At 73.2% G+C, this 15,522-nt stretch carries 18 protein-coding genes; 7 read left to right on the top strand and 11 right to left on the bottom strand.

The genetic code is table 11. The features are described from left to right. Nucleotides 1–2: 2 nt before the first annotated feature. Together EKO23_RS12110 and EKO23_RS26140 are read right to left on the bottom strand one after the other, a co-directional pair. Nucleotides 3–1,181: a site-specific DNA-methyltransferase gene (locus EKO23_RS12110; RefSeq protein WP_246051053.1), complete on the bottom strand. Its 1,179-nt coding sequence runs from the start codon at nt 1,179–1,181 to the stop codon at nt 3–5. Then, on the bottom strand, nt 1,174–1,605 hold the full coding sequence (locus EKO23_RS26140) for a hypothetical protein (RefSeq protein WP_246051052.1): 432 nt from the start codon (nt 1,603–1,605) through the stop codon (nt 1,174–1,176). Before EKO23_RS26140 ends, EKO23_RS12110 begins: the two co-directional genes overlap by 8 nt. A 78-nt stretch (nt 1,606–1,683) precedes the next feature. Here EKO23_RS26140 and EKO23_RS25260 point away from each other — a divergent pair, with 78 nt between their 5' ends. Then, nucleotides 1,684–2,574 (top strand): zinc metalloprotease, encoded by an 891-nt coding sequence (locus EKO23_RS25260; protein ID WP_167880439.1) that lies wholly within the window; start codon nt 1,684–1,686, stop codon nt 2,572–2,574. Nucleotides 2,575–2,591: 17 nt separating this feature from the next. Here the strand turns inward: EKO23_RS25260 and EKO23_RS12100 are convergent, their stop codons facing one another. The 5 genes from EKO23_RS12100 to EKO23_RS12080 form a co-directional block, all read right to left on the bottom strand. Continuing rightward, entirely contained in the window at nt 2,592–3,419 is an 828-nt protein-coding gene (locus EKO23_RS12100) for an NERD domain-containing protein (protein WP_134717596.1), read from the bottom strand. A gap of 126 nt (nt 3,420–3,545) precedes the next feature. After that, the gene (locus tag EKO23_RS12095; protein WP_167880438.1) at nt 3,546–4,064 is read right to left on the bottom strand and encodes a hypothetical protein; all 519 of its coding nucleotides are present in this window, start codon (nt 4,062–4,064) and stop codon (nt 3,546–3,548) included. Between the two features lie 44 nt (nt 4,065–4,108). Beyond that, nucleotides 4,109–5,191: a GNAT family N-acetyltransferase gene (locus EKO23_RS12090; RefSeq protein ID WP_217702594.1), complete on the bottom strand. Its 1,083-nt coding sequence runs from the start codon at nt 5,189–5,191 to the stop codon at nt 4,109–4,111. A 33-nt stretch (nt 5,192–5,224) separates the two neighbouring features. Then, complete coding sequence (locus EKO23_RS12085) at nt 5,225–6,685, bottom strand: GntP family permease (RefSeq protein ID WP_134717592.1); 1,461 nt, start codon at nt 6,683–6,685, stop codon at nt 5,225–5,227. A gap of 31 nt (nt 6,686–6,716) precedes the next feature. Further along, entirely contained in the window at nt 6,717–7,235 is a 519-nt protein-coding gene (locus EKO23_RS12080; RefSeq protein ID WP_134717590.1) for a gluconokinase, read from the bottom strand. Between the two features lie 156 nt (nt 7,236–7,391). Here EKO23_RS12080 and EKO23_RS12075 point away from each other — a divergent pair, with 156 nt between their 5' ends. After that, nucleotides 7,392–8,108: a FadR/GntR family transcriptional regulator gene (locus EKO23_RS12075; RefSeq protein WP_134717588.1), complete on the top strand. Its 717-nt coding sequence runs from the start codon at nt 7,392–7,394 to the stop codon at nt 8,106–8,108. Nucleotides 8,109–8,218: 110 nt separating this feature from the next. On the opposite strand, the gene EKO23_RS12070 is transcribed toward EKO23_RS12075, so the two are convergent. Next, on the bottom strand, nt 8,219–8,560 hold the full coding sequence (locus EKO23_RS12070) for a hypothetical protein (protein WP_134717586.1): 342 nt from the start codon (nt 8,558–8,560) through the stop codon (nt 8,219–8,221). A 108-nt stretch (nt 8,561–8,668) separates the two neighbouring features. On the opposite strand from EKO23_RS12070, the gene EKO23_RS12065 reads away from it, so the two are divergent. Further along, a complete protein-coding gene (locus EKO23_RS12065; protein WP_134717584.1) occupies nt 8,669–9,031 on the top strand; it encodes a hypothetical protein in 363 nt (120 codons plus the stop codon). A gap of 3 nt (nt 9,032–9,034) precedes the next feature. Here EKO23_RS12065 and EKO23_RS12060 read toward each other — a convergent pair whose 3' ends face one another. The 3 genes from EKO23_RS12060 to EKO23_RS12050 all read right to left on the bottom strand — a co-directional run bounded on the left by EKO23_RS12060 (nt 9,035) and on the right by EKO23_RS12050 (nt 11,650). Continuing rightward, nucleotides 9,035–10,102, bottom strand: a complete 1,068-nt coding sequence (locus tag EKO23_RS12060; protein ID WP_134717582.1) for an NADH:flavin oxidoreductase/NADH oxidase — start codon at nt 10,100–10,102, stop codon at nt 9,035–9,037. Between the two features lie 61 nt (nt 10,103–10,163). Then, complete coding sequence (locus EKO23_RS12055) at nt 10,164–10,904, bottom strand: sterol desaturase family protein (RefSeq protein WP_134717580.1); 741 nt, start codon at nt 10,902–10,904, stop codon at nt 10,164–10,166. A gap of 29 nt (nt 10,905–10,933) precedes the next feature. Then, the gene (locus tag EKO23_RS12050; protein ID WP_134717578.1) at nt 10,934–11,650 is read right to left on the bottom strand and encodes a FadR/GntR family transcriptional regulator; all 717 of its coding nucleotides are present in this window, start codon (nt 11,648–11,650) and stop codon (nt 10,934–10,936) included. A 208-nt stretch (nt 11,651–11,858) separates the two neighbouring features. Here EKO23_RS12050 and EKO23_RS12045 point away from each other — a divergent pair, with 208 nt between their 5' ends. The 4 genes from EKO23_RS12045 to EKO23_RS12030 all read left to right on the top strand — a co-directional run bounded on the left by EKO23_RS12045 (nt 11,859) and on the right by EKO23_RS12030 (nt 15,488). Next, on the top strand, nt 11,859–12,101 hold the full coding sequence (locus EKO23_RS12045; protein ID WP_134717576.1) for a hypothetical protein: 243 nt from the start codon (nt 11,859–11,861) through the stop codon (nt 12,099–12,101). A gap of 174 nt (nt 12,102–12,275) precedes the next feature. Continuing rightward, nucleotides 12,276–13,109 carry a CHAD domain-containing protein gene (locus EKO23_RS12040; RefSeq protein WP_167880437.1) on the top strand — a complete coding sequence of 278 codons (834 nt, stop codon included), beginning with the start codon at nt 12,276–12,278 and terminating at the stop codon, nt 13,107–13,109. 83 nt (nt 13,110–13,192) lie between these two features. Then, on the top strand, nt 13,193–14,347 hold the full coding sequence (locus EKO23_RS12035) for an acyl-CoA dehydrogenase family protein (protein ID WP_134717572.1): 1,155 nt from the start codon (nt 13,193–13,195) through the stop codon (nt 14,345–14,347). Nucleotide 14,348: 1 nt separating this feature from the next. Next, nucleotides 14,349–15,488 (top strand): acyl-CoA dehydrogenase family protein, encoded by a 1,140-nt coding sequence (locus EKO23_RS12030; RefSeq protein WP_134717570.1) that lies wholly within the window; start codon nt 14,349–14,351, stop codon nt 15,486–15,488. Nucleotides 15,489–15,522 lie beyond the last annotated feature (34 nt).

Genomic DNA, 15,522 nt, shown 5'->3' with positions numbered 1-15,522 from the left:
GGTCATTGTGCCCGCAGCACCCGCAGTCCCCCGCCGACCGTCTGCGCGACCCGCTCCAGCCGGGCGACCGTGATCGCGCTGACCGTCGGGTAGCCGGCCAGGTCGGCGTTGGAGCCGGCCCGGGTCGGCTCGGCGGAGTTCACCGAGAGGCAGGTGCGCCGGCCGCCGTCCCCGGCGTTGGCCAGCGCGGTCGCGTGCCCGGTGGTGCCCGAGCCGGCGAAGAAGTCGAGCACCCGGGCGTCGTCCGGGAAGCACTCGAGGATCCGCCGCACCAGCCCGGTCGGCTTCGGGGACTCGAACACCGGCCCGATCAGCGACTTGAGCTCGGCGACCGCGGTGTCGGTCGACCCGATCTCCTCCGCCAGCCAGATCGTCTTGAGCTTCTTGCGGCGACCCTCGTGCAGCCAGTCCTTCTGGAACACGTCGACCCGCTCGCCGAGCTGGCCGCGGATCCTCCGGCAGACAAGGTCGTCGGCGCGCGCCTCGATCCGGGGCGCCGACCAGCGCCACACCGCCGGCGTGCCGTCGCCGAACACCGGCTTGATCTCGACCGCCCCGGGGAACGGGTCGGTGTCGACCCGGCCGGACTCGGGGTCGCCCCAGACCGCGAAGTGCAGGGTGCCGGCGGTGGCCGGGTTGAACTTCTTGTTGGTGTTGCGCAGCGGCAGGTGGCGGTAGCGCCGGCCGTCGCCGTCGACCAGCGGGAAGTCGGCCTCGACCACCAGCGACTCCGAGCTCGCGTCGAGGACGCACCGGGACTCGTCGCGCGCGTAGACGAGGAGGTACTCGTGGGAGGTGGCGAAGAAGCTGCCGAGCTGGCGCCCCTTCGGGTTGAGGTTGACCACCACCTGGGCGACGAAGTGGCGCTCGCCGAACACCTCGTCGCACAGCAGCCGCAGGTGCGCGACCTCGTTGTCGTCGATGGAGCAGAAGAACGCGCCGGTCGGGGCCAGCGCCTCGCGGGCAGCCTCCAGCCGGGGCCGCATCATCTCCGTCCACGCCCGGTGCCGGTCGCGCCCGGTGCCGTGCTTGTCGCGGTAGGCGAAGTCGTTGCCGGTGTTGTACGGCGGGTCGACGTAGACGACGTCGACGGAGGCCGGCGGGAGAGTGCGCAGCACGTCGAGGTTGTCGCCCTCGACGAAGGTGTTGGTCGGCCCTCCGGCGGCCCCCGGGTCAGCCACGCGGGCCGGAGTCCCGTCCGAGCGCCTTCGGTCCTCCGGGGGCGGGGCGACGCGAGCGGACCGGCCCCTGGGACGCCGGCACCCGCCGGCTGAGGTCCACGTGGGCGAGGAGCACGGGGTAGGGCAGGTCGACCGAGGGGTACGTCGCGATGGGCTCCTCGCCGCTGAACACGACGTACGCCGTGCTGCCCTGGGGCGCGACCTTGAGCACCGACCCGTCGACCACCGTCGAGGCATGGGTGAACGCCTTGCGTCGCGAGGTCAGCGACCGCGCCCGCGCGGTGGCGGCGGCGGTGGCCTGCTTGCCGCCCTTGTCCCACGCGATCTTCGCCTGGGGGCCGTACTTCACCGCGAGCTTGGCACTCGTCCCGATGACGACGGCCGCCTTCGCGACCTTGCCGCCCTTCCCGCTTCCCTTGGCCATGGGCTCAACATAGCCAACCGGCCGTCCGGGATCCGGGGTTCCACAGCGCGCCGGACGGAGGTGGTGCACCATGGTCCGGTGCCAACCGGGGGACCTCTCGGCGCGCTCGGACGCGCCCGCCGCACGCGCGCCATGCTGCGCCGGCGCGGGGAGCTCGACCGCCTCGACGCCCGCTACGGGCTCGGCTCCGACCCACGCGGCGTCTCCGGCGGACCGACGTACCGCGCCCGGCACCGGTTCAACGGCCTGGTCGCGACCGTCGCGACCGTCGGCATGCTCGGCCTGCTCCTGCTGATGGACGGCGGCGGCGTCGCGGTGGCCACGCGCGCCCTGGTCGGGCTCGGGCCGGAGCCGCCGGTGCGGGTCGCGCTGGTGGACCCGGGCAAGGGGACGTATGCATTCATGGCGCACCAGCCCGGCAGCCGGGACCCGGTCGCCTACGACCCGTGCGAGGTGATCCGGGTCGAGGTGAACCCCGACGGCGCTCCCGCCGGCTACCGCGAGCTCGTGGACACCGCGGTCGACCACGTGTCCGAGCCGACCGGGCTCCGGTTCGCGGTGGTCGGCGAGACCGACCGGCGCCCGCACTCCGACAACCGCCGTACGGCGCTCCCGGGCGGCGGCTGGCCCCCGGTCCTGGTCTCCTGGGCGGACTCCGACCACGTCCCGGGCCTCGCCGGCGACGTCGCGGGACTCGGCGGCAGTACCTCGATCGAGGAGCTCGGACGCCGTCGCTACGTCACGGGCGAGATCACCCTCGACCGAGGTGCGTTCCAGCACATCTCCGGACGCCCGGACAGCCGCGCGCAGATGCAGGCGATCCTCGACCACGAGTTCGGCCACCTGATCGGGCTGACCCATGTGCACGACCGGGGTGAGCTGATGAGCGACGACAACGTCGGGCGCACGACCTGGGGCCCGGGCGACCTGGCCGGCCTCTCCCGGCTCGGGCGCGGGCGCTGCGGCTGAGCGTCCTCAACCGGGCATCAGCCCAGCATCAGCCCCGCGATCCACCCGCCGAGCGCGAACGCGAGGTCCGCGACCGGCTGGGCCAGCAGCATCACCGCGACCGCGATCCCGATCAGCGCCAGGCTGCGCAGCAGTGCCGACCGGTGGCGTGAACGGCGGTGCTGGTGCTCGCGGCGGGGCACCCGACCGGGCGCCGCGCTGATGGTCACCCGGCGCCGGGACCGCTGGTCCGGCGCCGTTGCCCGGTGTCGCGAGGCCTCACCCGCCATCCGCGGCCGGGGCACCACCGGCCCCTGGGCGGCGGCAGCGGTCCGGAACTGGGCGTCCAGCTCCTGGGCCACCGCGCGCACCTGAGCCGGACCGAGGACGACCTTCTTCGCCATCAGGACCCGGACGACGTTGTCGGGGGTGCAGAGCACGACCTCGCGGGCCCTGTTGCCCACCAGGTCGGATCCCGAGAAGCAGAGCACCGGCTGGGTCACCGACAGCCGCGACGACATCTGGCCGACCTGCAGCGCGGCCTCGGCCACGCTGGCCACGGCCCGCTCGCGGGGACGGCCGTCCTCGCGGAGCACGTCGTCGGTCACGGAGACCTCTCCGGACGATGACTCGCTCGAGATCACGAACACACCTCCCGATCCGACCACCACGTGGTCGATCCGTGCTCCCCGCCGGCCCGGCCAGGGCACGTCGTGGAACACCGTCCAGTCCGGAGGGAGGGCCGCGAGCGCGCGAGCCGTGGCCCGCTCCGCGTCACCGCGGTGCACGAGCGCACCGGCGCGGGCCAGCCGCTCAGCGCTCTCACGCCGACGCTGGACAGCGTCGTTCCTCGCATCCCCCGTCATACTGCCCTCCCCAAGGACATTCCCCACGCTACCCGCGGAGACGCCTTGCAGAACAGGACACGTCGGCGACTTCGCCCGGAGTGACTAGGCAGGGGGGTGGGCACCCCAGTGGCCGTCAGCGGCTGCTCAGAGGGCGTCGTCGTCGACCAGGACGAGGGCGACCGTGGTGACCGGCGCGAAGCACTCGACGGTCGCCGACTTCACCGCGAGCGCCGTGACCTCGAGGCCGTCCCCGGTGCGGTGGACGGCGACCCCCGGCGGGACGTCGCAGCCGATCGCGACGACCGCGCCGACCAGGGCCTCCCCCTCCGGTACGTCGGTCGCGGCGACCTGGTCCTGCACGTCACCGGCCAGCTCGCCGCCGTCGAACGCCGCCGTGAAGTCCTGCACCGCGGCGTCACTGTCGAGCGGAACCGCCGTCGGGTCGACCGTGCCGCCCGCGGCCGTCGCGTGCGGCAGGCCGACCTCGGTGAACGGCACGGAGCCGACCGGTGCCGGGTCGGACCTCCGGCTGGTCTGCCCGTCCGAGGCGGTGCGGTCGCCGGCGGCGGTGCCGCCGCTGTCGTCGCCGCAGCCGGCCAGCAGCAGGATGGACAGGAGCAGGGCGGTGAGGGACGGCCCGATCTGGCTCCCGAGAGTGCGCATCATGTCCTTCCGACGAACGCAGGTGCGGTCCGGTTCCGTCCGTGTCAGCCGACCGGGACGTCCTTGTGCCAGGACTGGGTGACGTACTTCGTCCGCCAGCCCATCGCGACGTACAGGCCGTCGGCGCCGGTGGGGCTGTCCGCGTCCACCTCGAGGCCGACACGGTCGCGGCCACGCTCGGCGGCGTCCGCGATGATCGTGTTCAGCAGCCCGGTGGCGACGCCGCGGCCGCGGGCGGACTCGAGCACGCCGAGGTAGGACACGTAGGAGCCGGCCGGGCCGGGGCCGCCCTCCGAGACGGTGCCGACCAGGGCGCCGGCAGGCTCGGGCGCTCCCCCGCCGTCGACGATCTCGGCGATCCACCAGTGGTCCCACCGGTGCCCCGGGTCCTCGCGGAGCCGGTGCTCGAACTCCTCGAAGCTCTCCTCGGCGGAGTTGAAGTGGTCGGTGAACGCGCTCTCGAGGACCTCGTGGACCGCGCGCAGGTCGTCCTCGTCGGGCATCCCGTCGACGCGCCGTACCTGCCGGAACACCACGCCCTTGCGCTCCCACCGCTCGGCCGAGGCGACCAGCGAGGCCTCCTCCGGGCGGACCGGTCGGCTCATCTGCCACCACGTGCGGACCTTCGTGAAGCCGGCCCCGGACAGCCAGGCGTGCTGCCGGTCGTCGCCCTCGAACGCACCCGTGTCGATCTGCTGGACGTCGAGGCCGCGGGCCGCGCCGACCTCCCGGGCCTGAGCCTCGGCCCACCTGAACAGGATCGTCGAGCAGGCGCGGGCCAGCCGGTCCTCGAGGCTCCGGTCGACGATGTGGACGTAGAGCATGCGACCGGACGCCCGGTCGTGCACGCTCCCCCAGGCCCGGATCTCGCCGGCCGGGTCGCGGACCACGAGGTTCTCCCGCGTCCGCAGCCCCTGCTCGGAGACCTCGACCAGCACGTCCTCCTCCGAGGCACCCGCCCAGCCGCGCCCGGCGTCCTCATGGGCCCGCAGCAGCTCGGTCAGCCGTGCGGTGACGGCGGAGTCACCGGGGTCCGGTGCCTCCGCCGTCCAGTCCGCGGGCAGCCCCGGGTCGTCGGGAAGGATCTCGTCGGGGTCGCTCTCGAACCGGTTGTCGTCGGGAATCACGAGCGACGATTCTGCCGTACGCCCCGGACCGCCTCAGATCACCAGTCCCAGCAGCAGGACGAAGACCAGACCACTGACCGACAGGAAGGTCTCCATCAGGGACCAGGTCTTGACGGTCTGGCCGACGCTGAGGCCGAAGTACTCCTTCACCAGCCAGAAGCCGGCGTCGTTCACGTGGGAGAAGAACACCGAGCCGGCGCCGATGGCGAGCACCATCAGCGAGGTCTCGCCGGTGCTGAGGGTGTCCACCAGCGGCGCGAGCAGGCCGGCGGTGGTCACCGTGGCGACGGTGGCGGAGCCGGTTGCGAGGCGGATCAGCACCGCGACCAGCCAGGCCAGCAGCAGCACGGAGAAGTCGCTCTGGGAGACCCACTCCGCGACCAGGGTGCCGACGCCGGTGTCGACCAGCGACTGCTTGAACCCGCCGCCCGCGGCGACGATCAGCAGGATGCCGGCGATGGGGGGCAGCGAGGACTCGACGGACTTCGCGATCTCTGTACGGCCCATGCCGGACCCACGGCCCAGCGTGAACATCGCGACGAGGGTCGACAGGATCAGCGCGACCAGCGGAGTGCCGAGCGCGTCGAGGACCTGGCGGGAGGTGTTGGTCTCGTCGTCGACGAAGATGTCGGCCAGCGCCTTGCCCATCATCAGCACGACCGGGAGCAGGACCGTGAACAGCGTGACGCCGAACGACGGGCGCGTGCGCTCCTCCTCGGCGTCCGCGGAGCCGGCGGCGCCGGCGTACCCGCCCGCCGAGCCGCCGCCGCTGGTGGCGCCGGCGGTCACCGTGGAGCGGGTCTCGAAGCGGTCCGGAGCCGGTACGTCGACCCACGCGCCGGCGTACTTCGCGAACAGCGGGCCGGAGACGATGATCGTCGGGACCGCGACCGCGATGCCGAGCGCCAAAGTGGTGCCGAGGTCGGCGCCGAGGTAGTCGATCGCGGTGAGCGGACCGGGGTGCGGCGGCACGAGGCCGTGCATCGCGGAGAGGCCCGCGAGGGCCGGGATGCCGACCGTGATGATCGAGAGCTGGGCGCGGCGGGCCACCAGGTAGATCACCGGCATCAGCAGGACCAGGCCGATCTCGAAGAACATCGGCAGGCCGATCAGCGCGCCCACCGCGGCCATCGCCCACGGCAGCGCCCGCTGCGGGGCCTTGCCGACGATGGTGTCGACGATCTGGTCGGCGCCGCCGGAGTCGGCGAGCAGCTTGCCGAACATCGCACCGAGCGCGATCAGCGTGCCGACCCCGGCAGCGGTGGTGCCGAAGCCCGTCGAGAAGCTCTCGATCGCGACCGCCAGGTCGACGCCCGCCGCGACGCCGACGGTCAGGCCGCCCAGGGTCAGCGCCAGGAACGGGTGCAGCTTCGCCCAGGTGATCAGCACGACGATGACCGCGATGCCGAGCAGCGCCGCGGTCACCAGACGCACGTCGGAGGCGACCGGCTCGATCAGGTCGGTGCCCGCGAGGGGGAGCAACAGGGTGGACATGGTTCTCCTTCTGGTGGTTCGGCGTCCCCGGTCAGCCCACGGCCGACAGGTCGACGTACTCCTGGACGATCGCGTCGACGCTCTGGTCGACGTCGACCACCTCGCCTGCCTCGTCGGGGGCGAGGCGCTCGAGCGTGGCGAACTGCGAGGCGAGCAGGGAGGCGGGCATGAAGTGGCCCGGGCGGCTGGACTGGCGGCGGCCGATGACCTCGGGGGTGCCGTCGAGGTGGAGGAACCGGACCCGCGGCGCGTGGTGGCGCAGCTGGTCGCGGTAGGTCCGCTTCAGCGCGGAGCAGGCGACCACGCCCCCGCTCGCGTCGTGGCCGGCGAGCCACTCCCCGATCGTCTCCAGCCAGGGCCGTCGGTCGTGGTCGTCGAGCGGCTCGCCCGCCGACATCTTGGCGATGTTGGCCGGCGGGTGCAGGTCGTCGGCGTCGACGAACGCCACGCGCAGCCGCTGCGCGAGGGCCGCGCCGACCACGGACTTGCCGGAGCCGGAGACGCCCATGACGACGAGGAGGGGGGCCCCGTGGTGCCCGGTTGCTGCCATGGTCCGACCGCCTTTGATGTGATCATTGTCCGTGCGCTGCGTCACATGATGCGATCATTGATCCGTCGATTGCAACCCCTGGGTCACAATTAGTCTGATTTATCTTGTTGCGGAGAGTGCCCGCCCACCCGCCCACACGCGTGAAAGGATCCGCCCATGTCCGCCTCGTCCGACCGCCCGCGCGGCCTGCACTCGAGCGTGCTCGACGCGCTCGGGTCGCGGATCGTGGCCGGCGAGCTGGCCCCCGGGCAGGTGCTGACGCTCGACCGGGTGGACACCGAGTACGGCGTGTCCCGGTCGGTCTCCCGCGAGGCGATCCGGGTCCTGGAGTCGATGGGCCTGGTGGCGGCGCGCCGTCGGGTGGGTGTGACCGTGCAGCCGCGCGAGACGTGGAACGTCTTCGACCCGCGGGTGATCCGCTGGCGGCTCGACGGCGCCGACCGCAGCAACCAGCTGCTCTCGCTCTCCGAGCTGCGCATGGGCTTCGAGCCGGTGGCCGCCGCGCTCGCCGCCCAGCGGGCCACCCCCGAGCAGTGCGGCGTGCTGGCCGCGGCCGTCTCCGACATGGTCGTGCACGGCACCAGCGGCGACCTCGAGTCCTATCTCGACGCCGACACGGTCTTCCACCGCACCCTGCTCGAGGCCTCCGGCAACGAGATGCTCCGGGCGCTCGGCGGCGTCGTCGAGGAGGTCCTCGCCGGCCGCACCCACCACCACCTGATGCCGTCCTCCCCCAACCCGGACGCCATCGCCCTGCACGAGACCGTCGCCCGCGCCGTCCGCCTGCGCGACCCCGCCACCGCCCGCGACGCCATGCGCCGGATCATCGACGAGGCCGCCGACGCGATGCGGGAGCAGTTCGCGGAGGAGTGAGGGGCCGGCCGGCCGGCGGATTCCCCGGTTGACCGGGGAATCCTGCGCATGACAGGCAGAACTTCCCCCGACATGTGCAGGAACTGCCCGTCAAGTGGCGACGGTCGGGCTCAGAAGACGAACGGGATGCCGACCAGCGCGGGTACGGCGCCGAGCGCGAGCCAGGGCGTGAGCAGCGGCTTCTGGTGGATGGCGCGGGCCGCGGCGACCGACAGCACGCCGAACGCGCCGGCGATGATCAGCAGCCCGACCTGCGCGTCGAGACGGTCCTCGTCGACCACGGCCGCGGCCACGACCAGACCCACGACGAGGTGCAGGATCGTGGTCACCGCGAGGGTCGACATGACCCACTTCTGCACCTGGGTCAGCGACATGCCACCCGGCGACGACCGGCGCGGGTTGGCCGGGTCCATCAGGTGCCGGCGGCGCTTCACCGGTGCAGGCTCGGACATGGCTCCATTGTCCCCGGGGCTCCGACGGCACGTGCGACCGGGTGCCCGCCTGGGCGGCGTACTCGAAGATCGGCGGGGTACCACGCGGGCGAGAGCGAAGGAGGAACCATGACTGTCACCCACTTCCAGGACGTTCCCCTCGCCGCCCGCGAGCACGAGTGGGACGGGGACGCCGCCGACAAGGGCGTCCGGGGTTGGACCGATGCCGCGGACGAGCCGACGCCGGCCTACCGCGATCTCCACGTCGGGTACGACGCCGACAACGCGAACAGCTTCACGTCGTACAAGCTGCTGATCGCCGACGTCGTCGACGGCCGGTTGAAGGCCGTCCCGCACGCGATCTTCGCCGCCGCGGTGGTGGTCCAGGGCGGTCGTAGCGGGCTGGACGTCCCCCACGAGGAGCTCGGCCGCATCCGCGGTCACCTGAAGCGCTACTACGACAAGCTGGACGACATCCCGCCGTGGGAGTGAGGCTCAGAGCTTCGCGCGGAGGTACTGCTCCGGCCAGCGCACCGCGTCCGTTGCGCCGAGCTCGTGCGCGGCGCGCAGCGGCCAGTGCGGCTCGCGCAGCAGCACCCGGGCCAGCAGTACGACGTCCGCGGAGCCGGTCGCCACGATCTCCTCGGCCTGCTTGGGCTCGGTGATCAGCCCGACCGCACCGGTCCGCATCCCGGCCTCGCGCACGGCCCGCGCGAACGGCACCTGGTAGCCCGGCCCGACCGGGACCTGGGCGGGCACGTTGCCGCCGCTCGACACGTCGACCAGGTCGACCCCGGCGTCCTTCAGCAGCCCGGCCAGGCGGACCGACTGCTCGACGTCCCAGCCGCCGTCGGTCCAGTCCGTCGCGCTGAGGCGGACCACGACCGGCACACCGCTCGGGACCCGGCCACGCACCTCGCGCACCACCTCGAGCAGCAGGCGGGCCCGGTTGTCGAAGCTGCCGCCGTACTCGTCGACGCGGTCGTTCGACAGCGGCGACAGGAACTCGTGCAGCAGGTAGCCGTGGGCCGCGTGCACCTCGAGCACGTCGAAGCCGGCGTCGACCGCGCGGACGGCGGCGTCGCCGAAGGCGGTCACGACCTCGCGGATCCCGTCGAGGGTGAGCGCCCGCGGCTCGCGCAGCCCCGGGTACGGCGTGGTGCCCGGCCCGACCGGCTGCCACCCGCCGTCCTTGTCGGCCACCGCCGCACGGCCGACCCACGGCGGCTCGGTCGACGCCTTGCGGCCGGCGTGCGCGAGCTGCATGCCCGCGGCCGCGCCCTGGCTGTGCAGGAAGTCCACGATGCGTCGCCACACCGCCTGCTGCGCGTCGTTCCAGATGCCGGTGTCTGCCGGCGAGATCCGACCCTCGGGCAGCACGGCGGTGGCCTCGGTGAACACCAGCCCGGCGCCGCCGGATGCGAACGAGCCGAGGTGGACGAGGTGCCAGTCCTCGGGGACGCCGTCGGTCGCGGAGTACTGGCACATCGGCGCCACCCACACCCGGTTCCGGATGGTGAGGTCGCGCAGGGTGATCGGGCTGAACAGCTGGGAGTCGGTCACGTCCTCATCCAACGCTGCCGCGCCCGCCTTTGTTTCGGCGACCCCGGCCCCGCGACGTACGTCACCCGCCGTGGAGGTCCTTCGCGGTCGGCGAGGTCGGCACGGTGGCCGGGTCGGGGTAGGTCCCGAACAGTCGGTCGGCGGTGGCGGTGGTGGTGACCGTGAACCAGTAGTGCTCGTTCTTGTAGTGGTGCAGCCGGTGGTTGCGCCAGACCGCCTTGTAGGCCCTGGTCCGCGGCTTGTAGTCGGAGTGGATCAGGTAGTGCGTCCACTCGTAGAGCAGCCCGAGCACGGCGACCGACAGCATGAAGGACAGCGCCTGCCCGACCCGCGGGAAGGCCAGCAGCGCGACGGCGTTGTAGCCGACCAGCACCCAGACCAGGGCCCGCCACGGGATGAAGACGAGGGGTACGTCGCGGGGGTCGCCGTGGTGCTCGCGGTGCTTGCGCGCGAGCAGCGTGTCGAGGGTGACCCCGGCGACCCGGCGCGGCCGCCAGTGCAGCACGAACACGTGGATCAGCCACTCGAGCACCGGGAACAGCGCGACCAGGGCCACCGGCCCCCACAGGTCGGAGAGCCGCCAGCCACCCACCGCGACCCGGACCGCCAGCGTGACCACCAGGGTCCCGCCGATCATCCACGGCGACGGGTAGCGCCAGAACCCGCGGAACGTCCCCCCGAGCGTGACCGGGCGCCTCGGCCGGCGCAGCGCCTCCTCGTCCGCCGCGAGCCGTCGCCTCGCGGTGGTCTCGGCAGTCGGTGCTCGGTCGGTGCTCGCATCGGTGCTCGCATCGGTGCTCATGGCACGGCTCCTCGGGGGTCGGGTCGGGGTCAGCGTCCGAGGGCGTCCATCGCCTCGGTGAGCGAGGTGGTGGCCACGGAGAGCAGGTCGTGGGCGGTCTCACGGGCGGCGGCGGCGTCGCCGTCGATGATCGCGACCGTCAGCGCGGCGTACGCCTCGACCCGGTCGACCTCGTCGGCCATCACCACCGAGAGCGCCTCGATGACCGGCTCGTACGCCGCGCGCATGCTGTTGAACATCAGCCGGAAGGTGATCGAGTCGGCGCCGCCCACGACCAGGTCCCAGAAGGCGAGCGCCAGGTGCTGGCGTCTTACGCCGTCGGTCGCCGCAGCGAGCGCCTCGACGGCCCCGCGCAGCGGTTCCTCGAGGGCGGCCCCCGATCGGACCGCGGCCAGCTCGGCCACCTTCGGGCCGACGTGCAGCCGGGCCTCGAGGATCGAGCGCGCCACCGCGAGGTCGAGGTTCCCGCCGACGACGAGCAGCCGGGGCAGCAGGTCGAGCCCGCCGAGACGACGGAAGTCCCGGACCGTGGTCGACCCGCCCTGACGTACGTCGACCAGGCCAGCGGTCGCCAGCCGCTGCAGCGCCTCGCGGACCGCGGGCCGGGAGACGCCGAGCACCTCGGCCAGCCGCCGCTCGCTGGGCAGGGTCTCGCCCGGACCGAGGTCGCCGTCCATCACCTCGGCGACGAGCTGGTCGAACACCTCGTCCGGCACGGAGCGGCGGTTCACGGGCTGCAGGGGCATGCCCGCGACCGTACGACGCACCAGCCCGGTGGTCAAGTGGTCAGACCAGTCTGTTGACCGCCTCGGGTCGACCCTGAGGTACCTAGGGCCCACCTCATCCCTGGGTGGGGAGACATCTAGGGCGGTCGCCCGATTCGCCGTGCCCGGCTTAGCACCACGCTGGGGGTTGTCCGAAGAAAGCAGCACCACTCACAGCCCGGAGACCGTCATGTACACCACCACCATCACCGCCGAGATCGCCCGCCAGCACCAGACCCAGATGCAGCGCTCCGCCGCTCGCTGGTCGCTGGCATCCTTCTTCCGCCGTCCGCCGGAGCCGGAGACCCGACCGGCACCGCGCTTCGGCGGGATCACCGCGGTCCCATCCGTGCCCAGCGCACGGACCACCAGCCCCCAGACCACGAGCCCGCAGACCGAGGGCTCCCGCGAGCACGCGGCCCACGCCGCCTGATCCGGACCGGTCCACGGGCTGGACCAGCAGCACCCGCACCAACCCAGCACCAACCCCCGCCACCGCCCCGGGCGCCCCTCGCGCCCGGGGCGGTCACCTGTCCGGAGCCGGCGCCACCCGCGATGGCCGTCTCGGGTCATGTCCCGCGCGCCGCCCGGACGGCAGACTGCTCCCATGGCGCAGGCGACGACGGGGACCACCGGGGACTCGGCACCGCCGCCCGGTCCGACCGCGAGCGAGGCGCTGCGGGCGTACGTCGCCGCGCAGCACGCAGACCTCGAGCGCGACCTTCCCTCCCTCGACGACCCCGAGGCCGTGCACCGCACCCGCACCCGCGCCCGGCGGGTACGCAGCGTCCTCGGCGCGTACGCCGCCCATGCACCCGCGGCCGGACGGCTGCGCAAGGACCTCCGCGCACTCGGGCGGACCGCCGGCCACCTGCGCGACCTCGACATCATCCGGGACCGGGTCGCCGAGGTGCCGATGGCGACGACGCTGCTCGACCACGAACGACGCGGCGTGCTGGACGACGTCCACGAGGAGATCGCGTCCGGGCGGTTCCGGCGCATGATGCGCACGCTGGCCGAGCTGGGCGAGCCCGACGCGTGGGCCGACTGCCCGGAGGCGCCGATGTCCACCGTTGCCCAGGAGGTGCTGGCCGACGAGCTCGAGCGGGTGTTCCGGCGGGACCGGGCCGCCGCACAACCGGGCGCCAACCGGGCGGTGGCGCTCCACGACGTCCGGAAGGCGGCCAAGCGACTGCGGTACGCCGCCGAGGCCGGCGGTCCGGCGTACGCCGACCTGGCCGGGCGCGCGCAGGCGCTGCAGGACCTGCTCGGCGAGGCCAACGACGGGCTGGCCACCGCCGCCTGGCTGGACCGGGCCGCCCGGGCGCACCCCGACCACGCGCACTTCGCCGAGCACGCGCGGGAGCACTGGTCGTCGGGCCACGTCGACCCCGCGTCGTACGAGGTGCTGCTCGCCGAGCTGCGCGAGTCGTCCGCCTGAGGAGGGCCCCGGCACCCGCGTGGGGCGGACGACCCCTTGGGCCGACGTGAAATACTCGCCGGTAGCCGACCCGAGGAGAGCCGATGCGACTGGAGCTGTCGCCGGAGGACGCCGCGTTCCGCGAGGAGATGCGCACGTTCTTCACCACCGAGGTGCCGCAGGAGATCCGCGACACCGTCGCCGCCCGCCAGGAGCTCACGAAGGAGCAGTTCGTCCAGAGCCAGCGGATCCTCAACCAGCACGGGCTGGCGGTGCCGCACTGGCCGGTCGAGTGGGGCGGCCGCGACTGGACCACGCTGCAGCGCCACATCTGGCACGAGGAGATGCAGCGGGCGTGCGTGCCGATCCCGCTGGCGTTCAACGCCTCGATGGTCGGCCCGGTGATCGCGGCGTTCGGCAGCCAGGAGCAGAAGGAGCGGTTCCTGGCACCGACCGCGAACCTCGACATCTGGTGGTCCCAGGGCTTCTCCGAGCCCGACGCCGGCTCCGACCTCGCGTCGCTGCGGACCACGGCGGTGCGCGACGGCGACGAGTTCGTGGTCAACGGGCAGAAGACGTGGACCACGTTCGGCCAGTACGGCGACTGGATCTTCACCCTTGTCCGCACCGACCCCGAGGCCAAGAAGCAGCGCGGCATCTCGTTCCTGCTCATCGACATGACCACCCCCGGCGTGACCGTGCGCCCGATCGAGCTCATCGACGGCGGCCACGAGGTGAACGAGGTCTGGTTCGAGGACGTGCGGGTGCCGGCGGAGAACCTGGTCGGCGAGCTCAACCACGGCTGGGACTACGCCAAGTTCCTGCTCGGCAACGAGCGGGTCGGCGTCGCGCCGGTCGGGCAGACCAAGCGGGTGCTGGCGCAGGCCAAGCAGTACGCCGGCCCGCTGCTCGACGACCCGCTGGTCGCGGCGCGGGTCGCGGAGCTCGAGAACGAGCTGCTGGCGCTGGAGCTGACCGCGCTGCGCGTGGTCGCCGACTCCTCCGACGGCAAGCCGCACCCGGCGTCGTCGGTGCTCAAGCTGAAGGGCTCCGAGCTGCAGCAGGCGGTCAGCGAGCTGGTCGTCGACCTGGCCGGACCGGGGTCGCTCGCCTCCGGCGCCACGCCCGCGACCTCCGACCTGGACCCGTGGGTCCACCGCGCCACCCCGGCCTACCTCAACCTCCGCAAGGCGTCGATCTACGGCGGGTCCAACGAGATCCAGCGGCAGATCATCGCGAAGACGATCCTGGGGCTCTGACATGGACTTCACCTACGACAGCGAGCAGAAGGCCCTCCGCGAGGCGGTGCGCGGCCTGGTCGGCAAGGCGTACGCCGACTACGAGCAGCGTCGCCGTACCGTCGCCGCGGAGCCGGGCTACGACGAGCAGCTCTGGGCCCGGCTGGCCGAGATGGGCGTCCTGGGCCTGCCGTTCGCGGAAGAGGACGGCGGCGTCGGCGCCGGGCCGATCGAGCTCGGCATCGTCGCGACCGAGCTGGGCCGGGTGCTGGCGCCGGAGCCGTTCCTGACCGCCGTCGTGCTGGCCGGTGGGCTGGTCGCCGCGGCCGGGTCGGCCGCGCAGCGCGCCGAGGTCCTGGGTGCGCTGGCCGCGGGCGAGTCGTTGCTGGCGTTCGCGCACGCCGAACCGGGCTCGCGCTGGCAGACCACCGCCGCCGATGTCAAGGCGACGCAGTCCGGCGACGACTGGACGCTGTCCGGGGTCAAGGAGCCGGTCCCGCACGGCGCCCGCGCCGACCGGCTGGTCGTCAGCGCGGTGCTGCCGTCCGGGGAGACCGGGCTGTTCCTGGTCGACGGCGACGCCGCCGGGATGACCCGCGACGGGTATCCCACCCACGACGGCGGCCGCGCCGCGCGGGTCACGCTGGCCGACACCCCGGCCGTGCCGCTCGGTTCCGGCGGGGACGCGAGCGCCGCCATCGAGCGGGCGTTCGTGGTGGCCCGGATCGTGGCCTGCAGCGAGGCGCTCGGCCTGATGGAGGTCGCGCTCGAGACCACGACGTCGTACCTCACCAGCCGCAAGCAGTTCGGGGTCACCCTCAACACCTTCCAGGCGCTGACCTTCCGGGCCGCGGACCTCTACGTCTCCCTCGAGCTGGCCCGCTCGCTGACGCTCTGGGCGACGATGGTGCTCGCCGACGAGCCGGCTCAGGCGGCCACTGCCGCGTCCCGGGCGGCGCTGCAGGTCAGCCGGTCCGGGCGGCACGTCGGGCAGGAGGCGATCCAGCTGCACGGCGGGATCGGGATGACCGCGGAGTACTCCGTCGGCGCCTACACCAGCCGGCTCACCGCCCTCGACCACCTGCTCGGCGACGGCGACTTCCACCTCGCCCGGCTCGCCGCCGACGTCGCGTCGTACGACGAGGTCGACCCGATACCCTGAGATCGGTGGTTGAGGAGGCCGAGGAACGAGGCCG

It is taken from the genome of Nocardioides guangzhouensis, assembly GCF_004519545.1.
In the GTDB taxonomy this organism is placed as follows: domain Bacteria; phylum Actinomycetota; class Actinomycetes; order Propionibacteriales; family Nocardioidaceae; genus Nocardioides; species Nocardioides guangzhouensis.
This window is presented reverse-complemented; position numbering and strand designations above follow the sequence as displayed.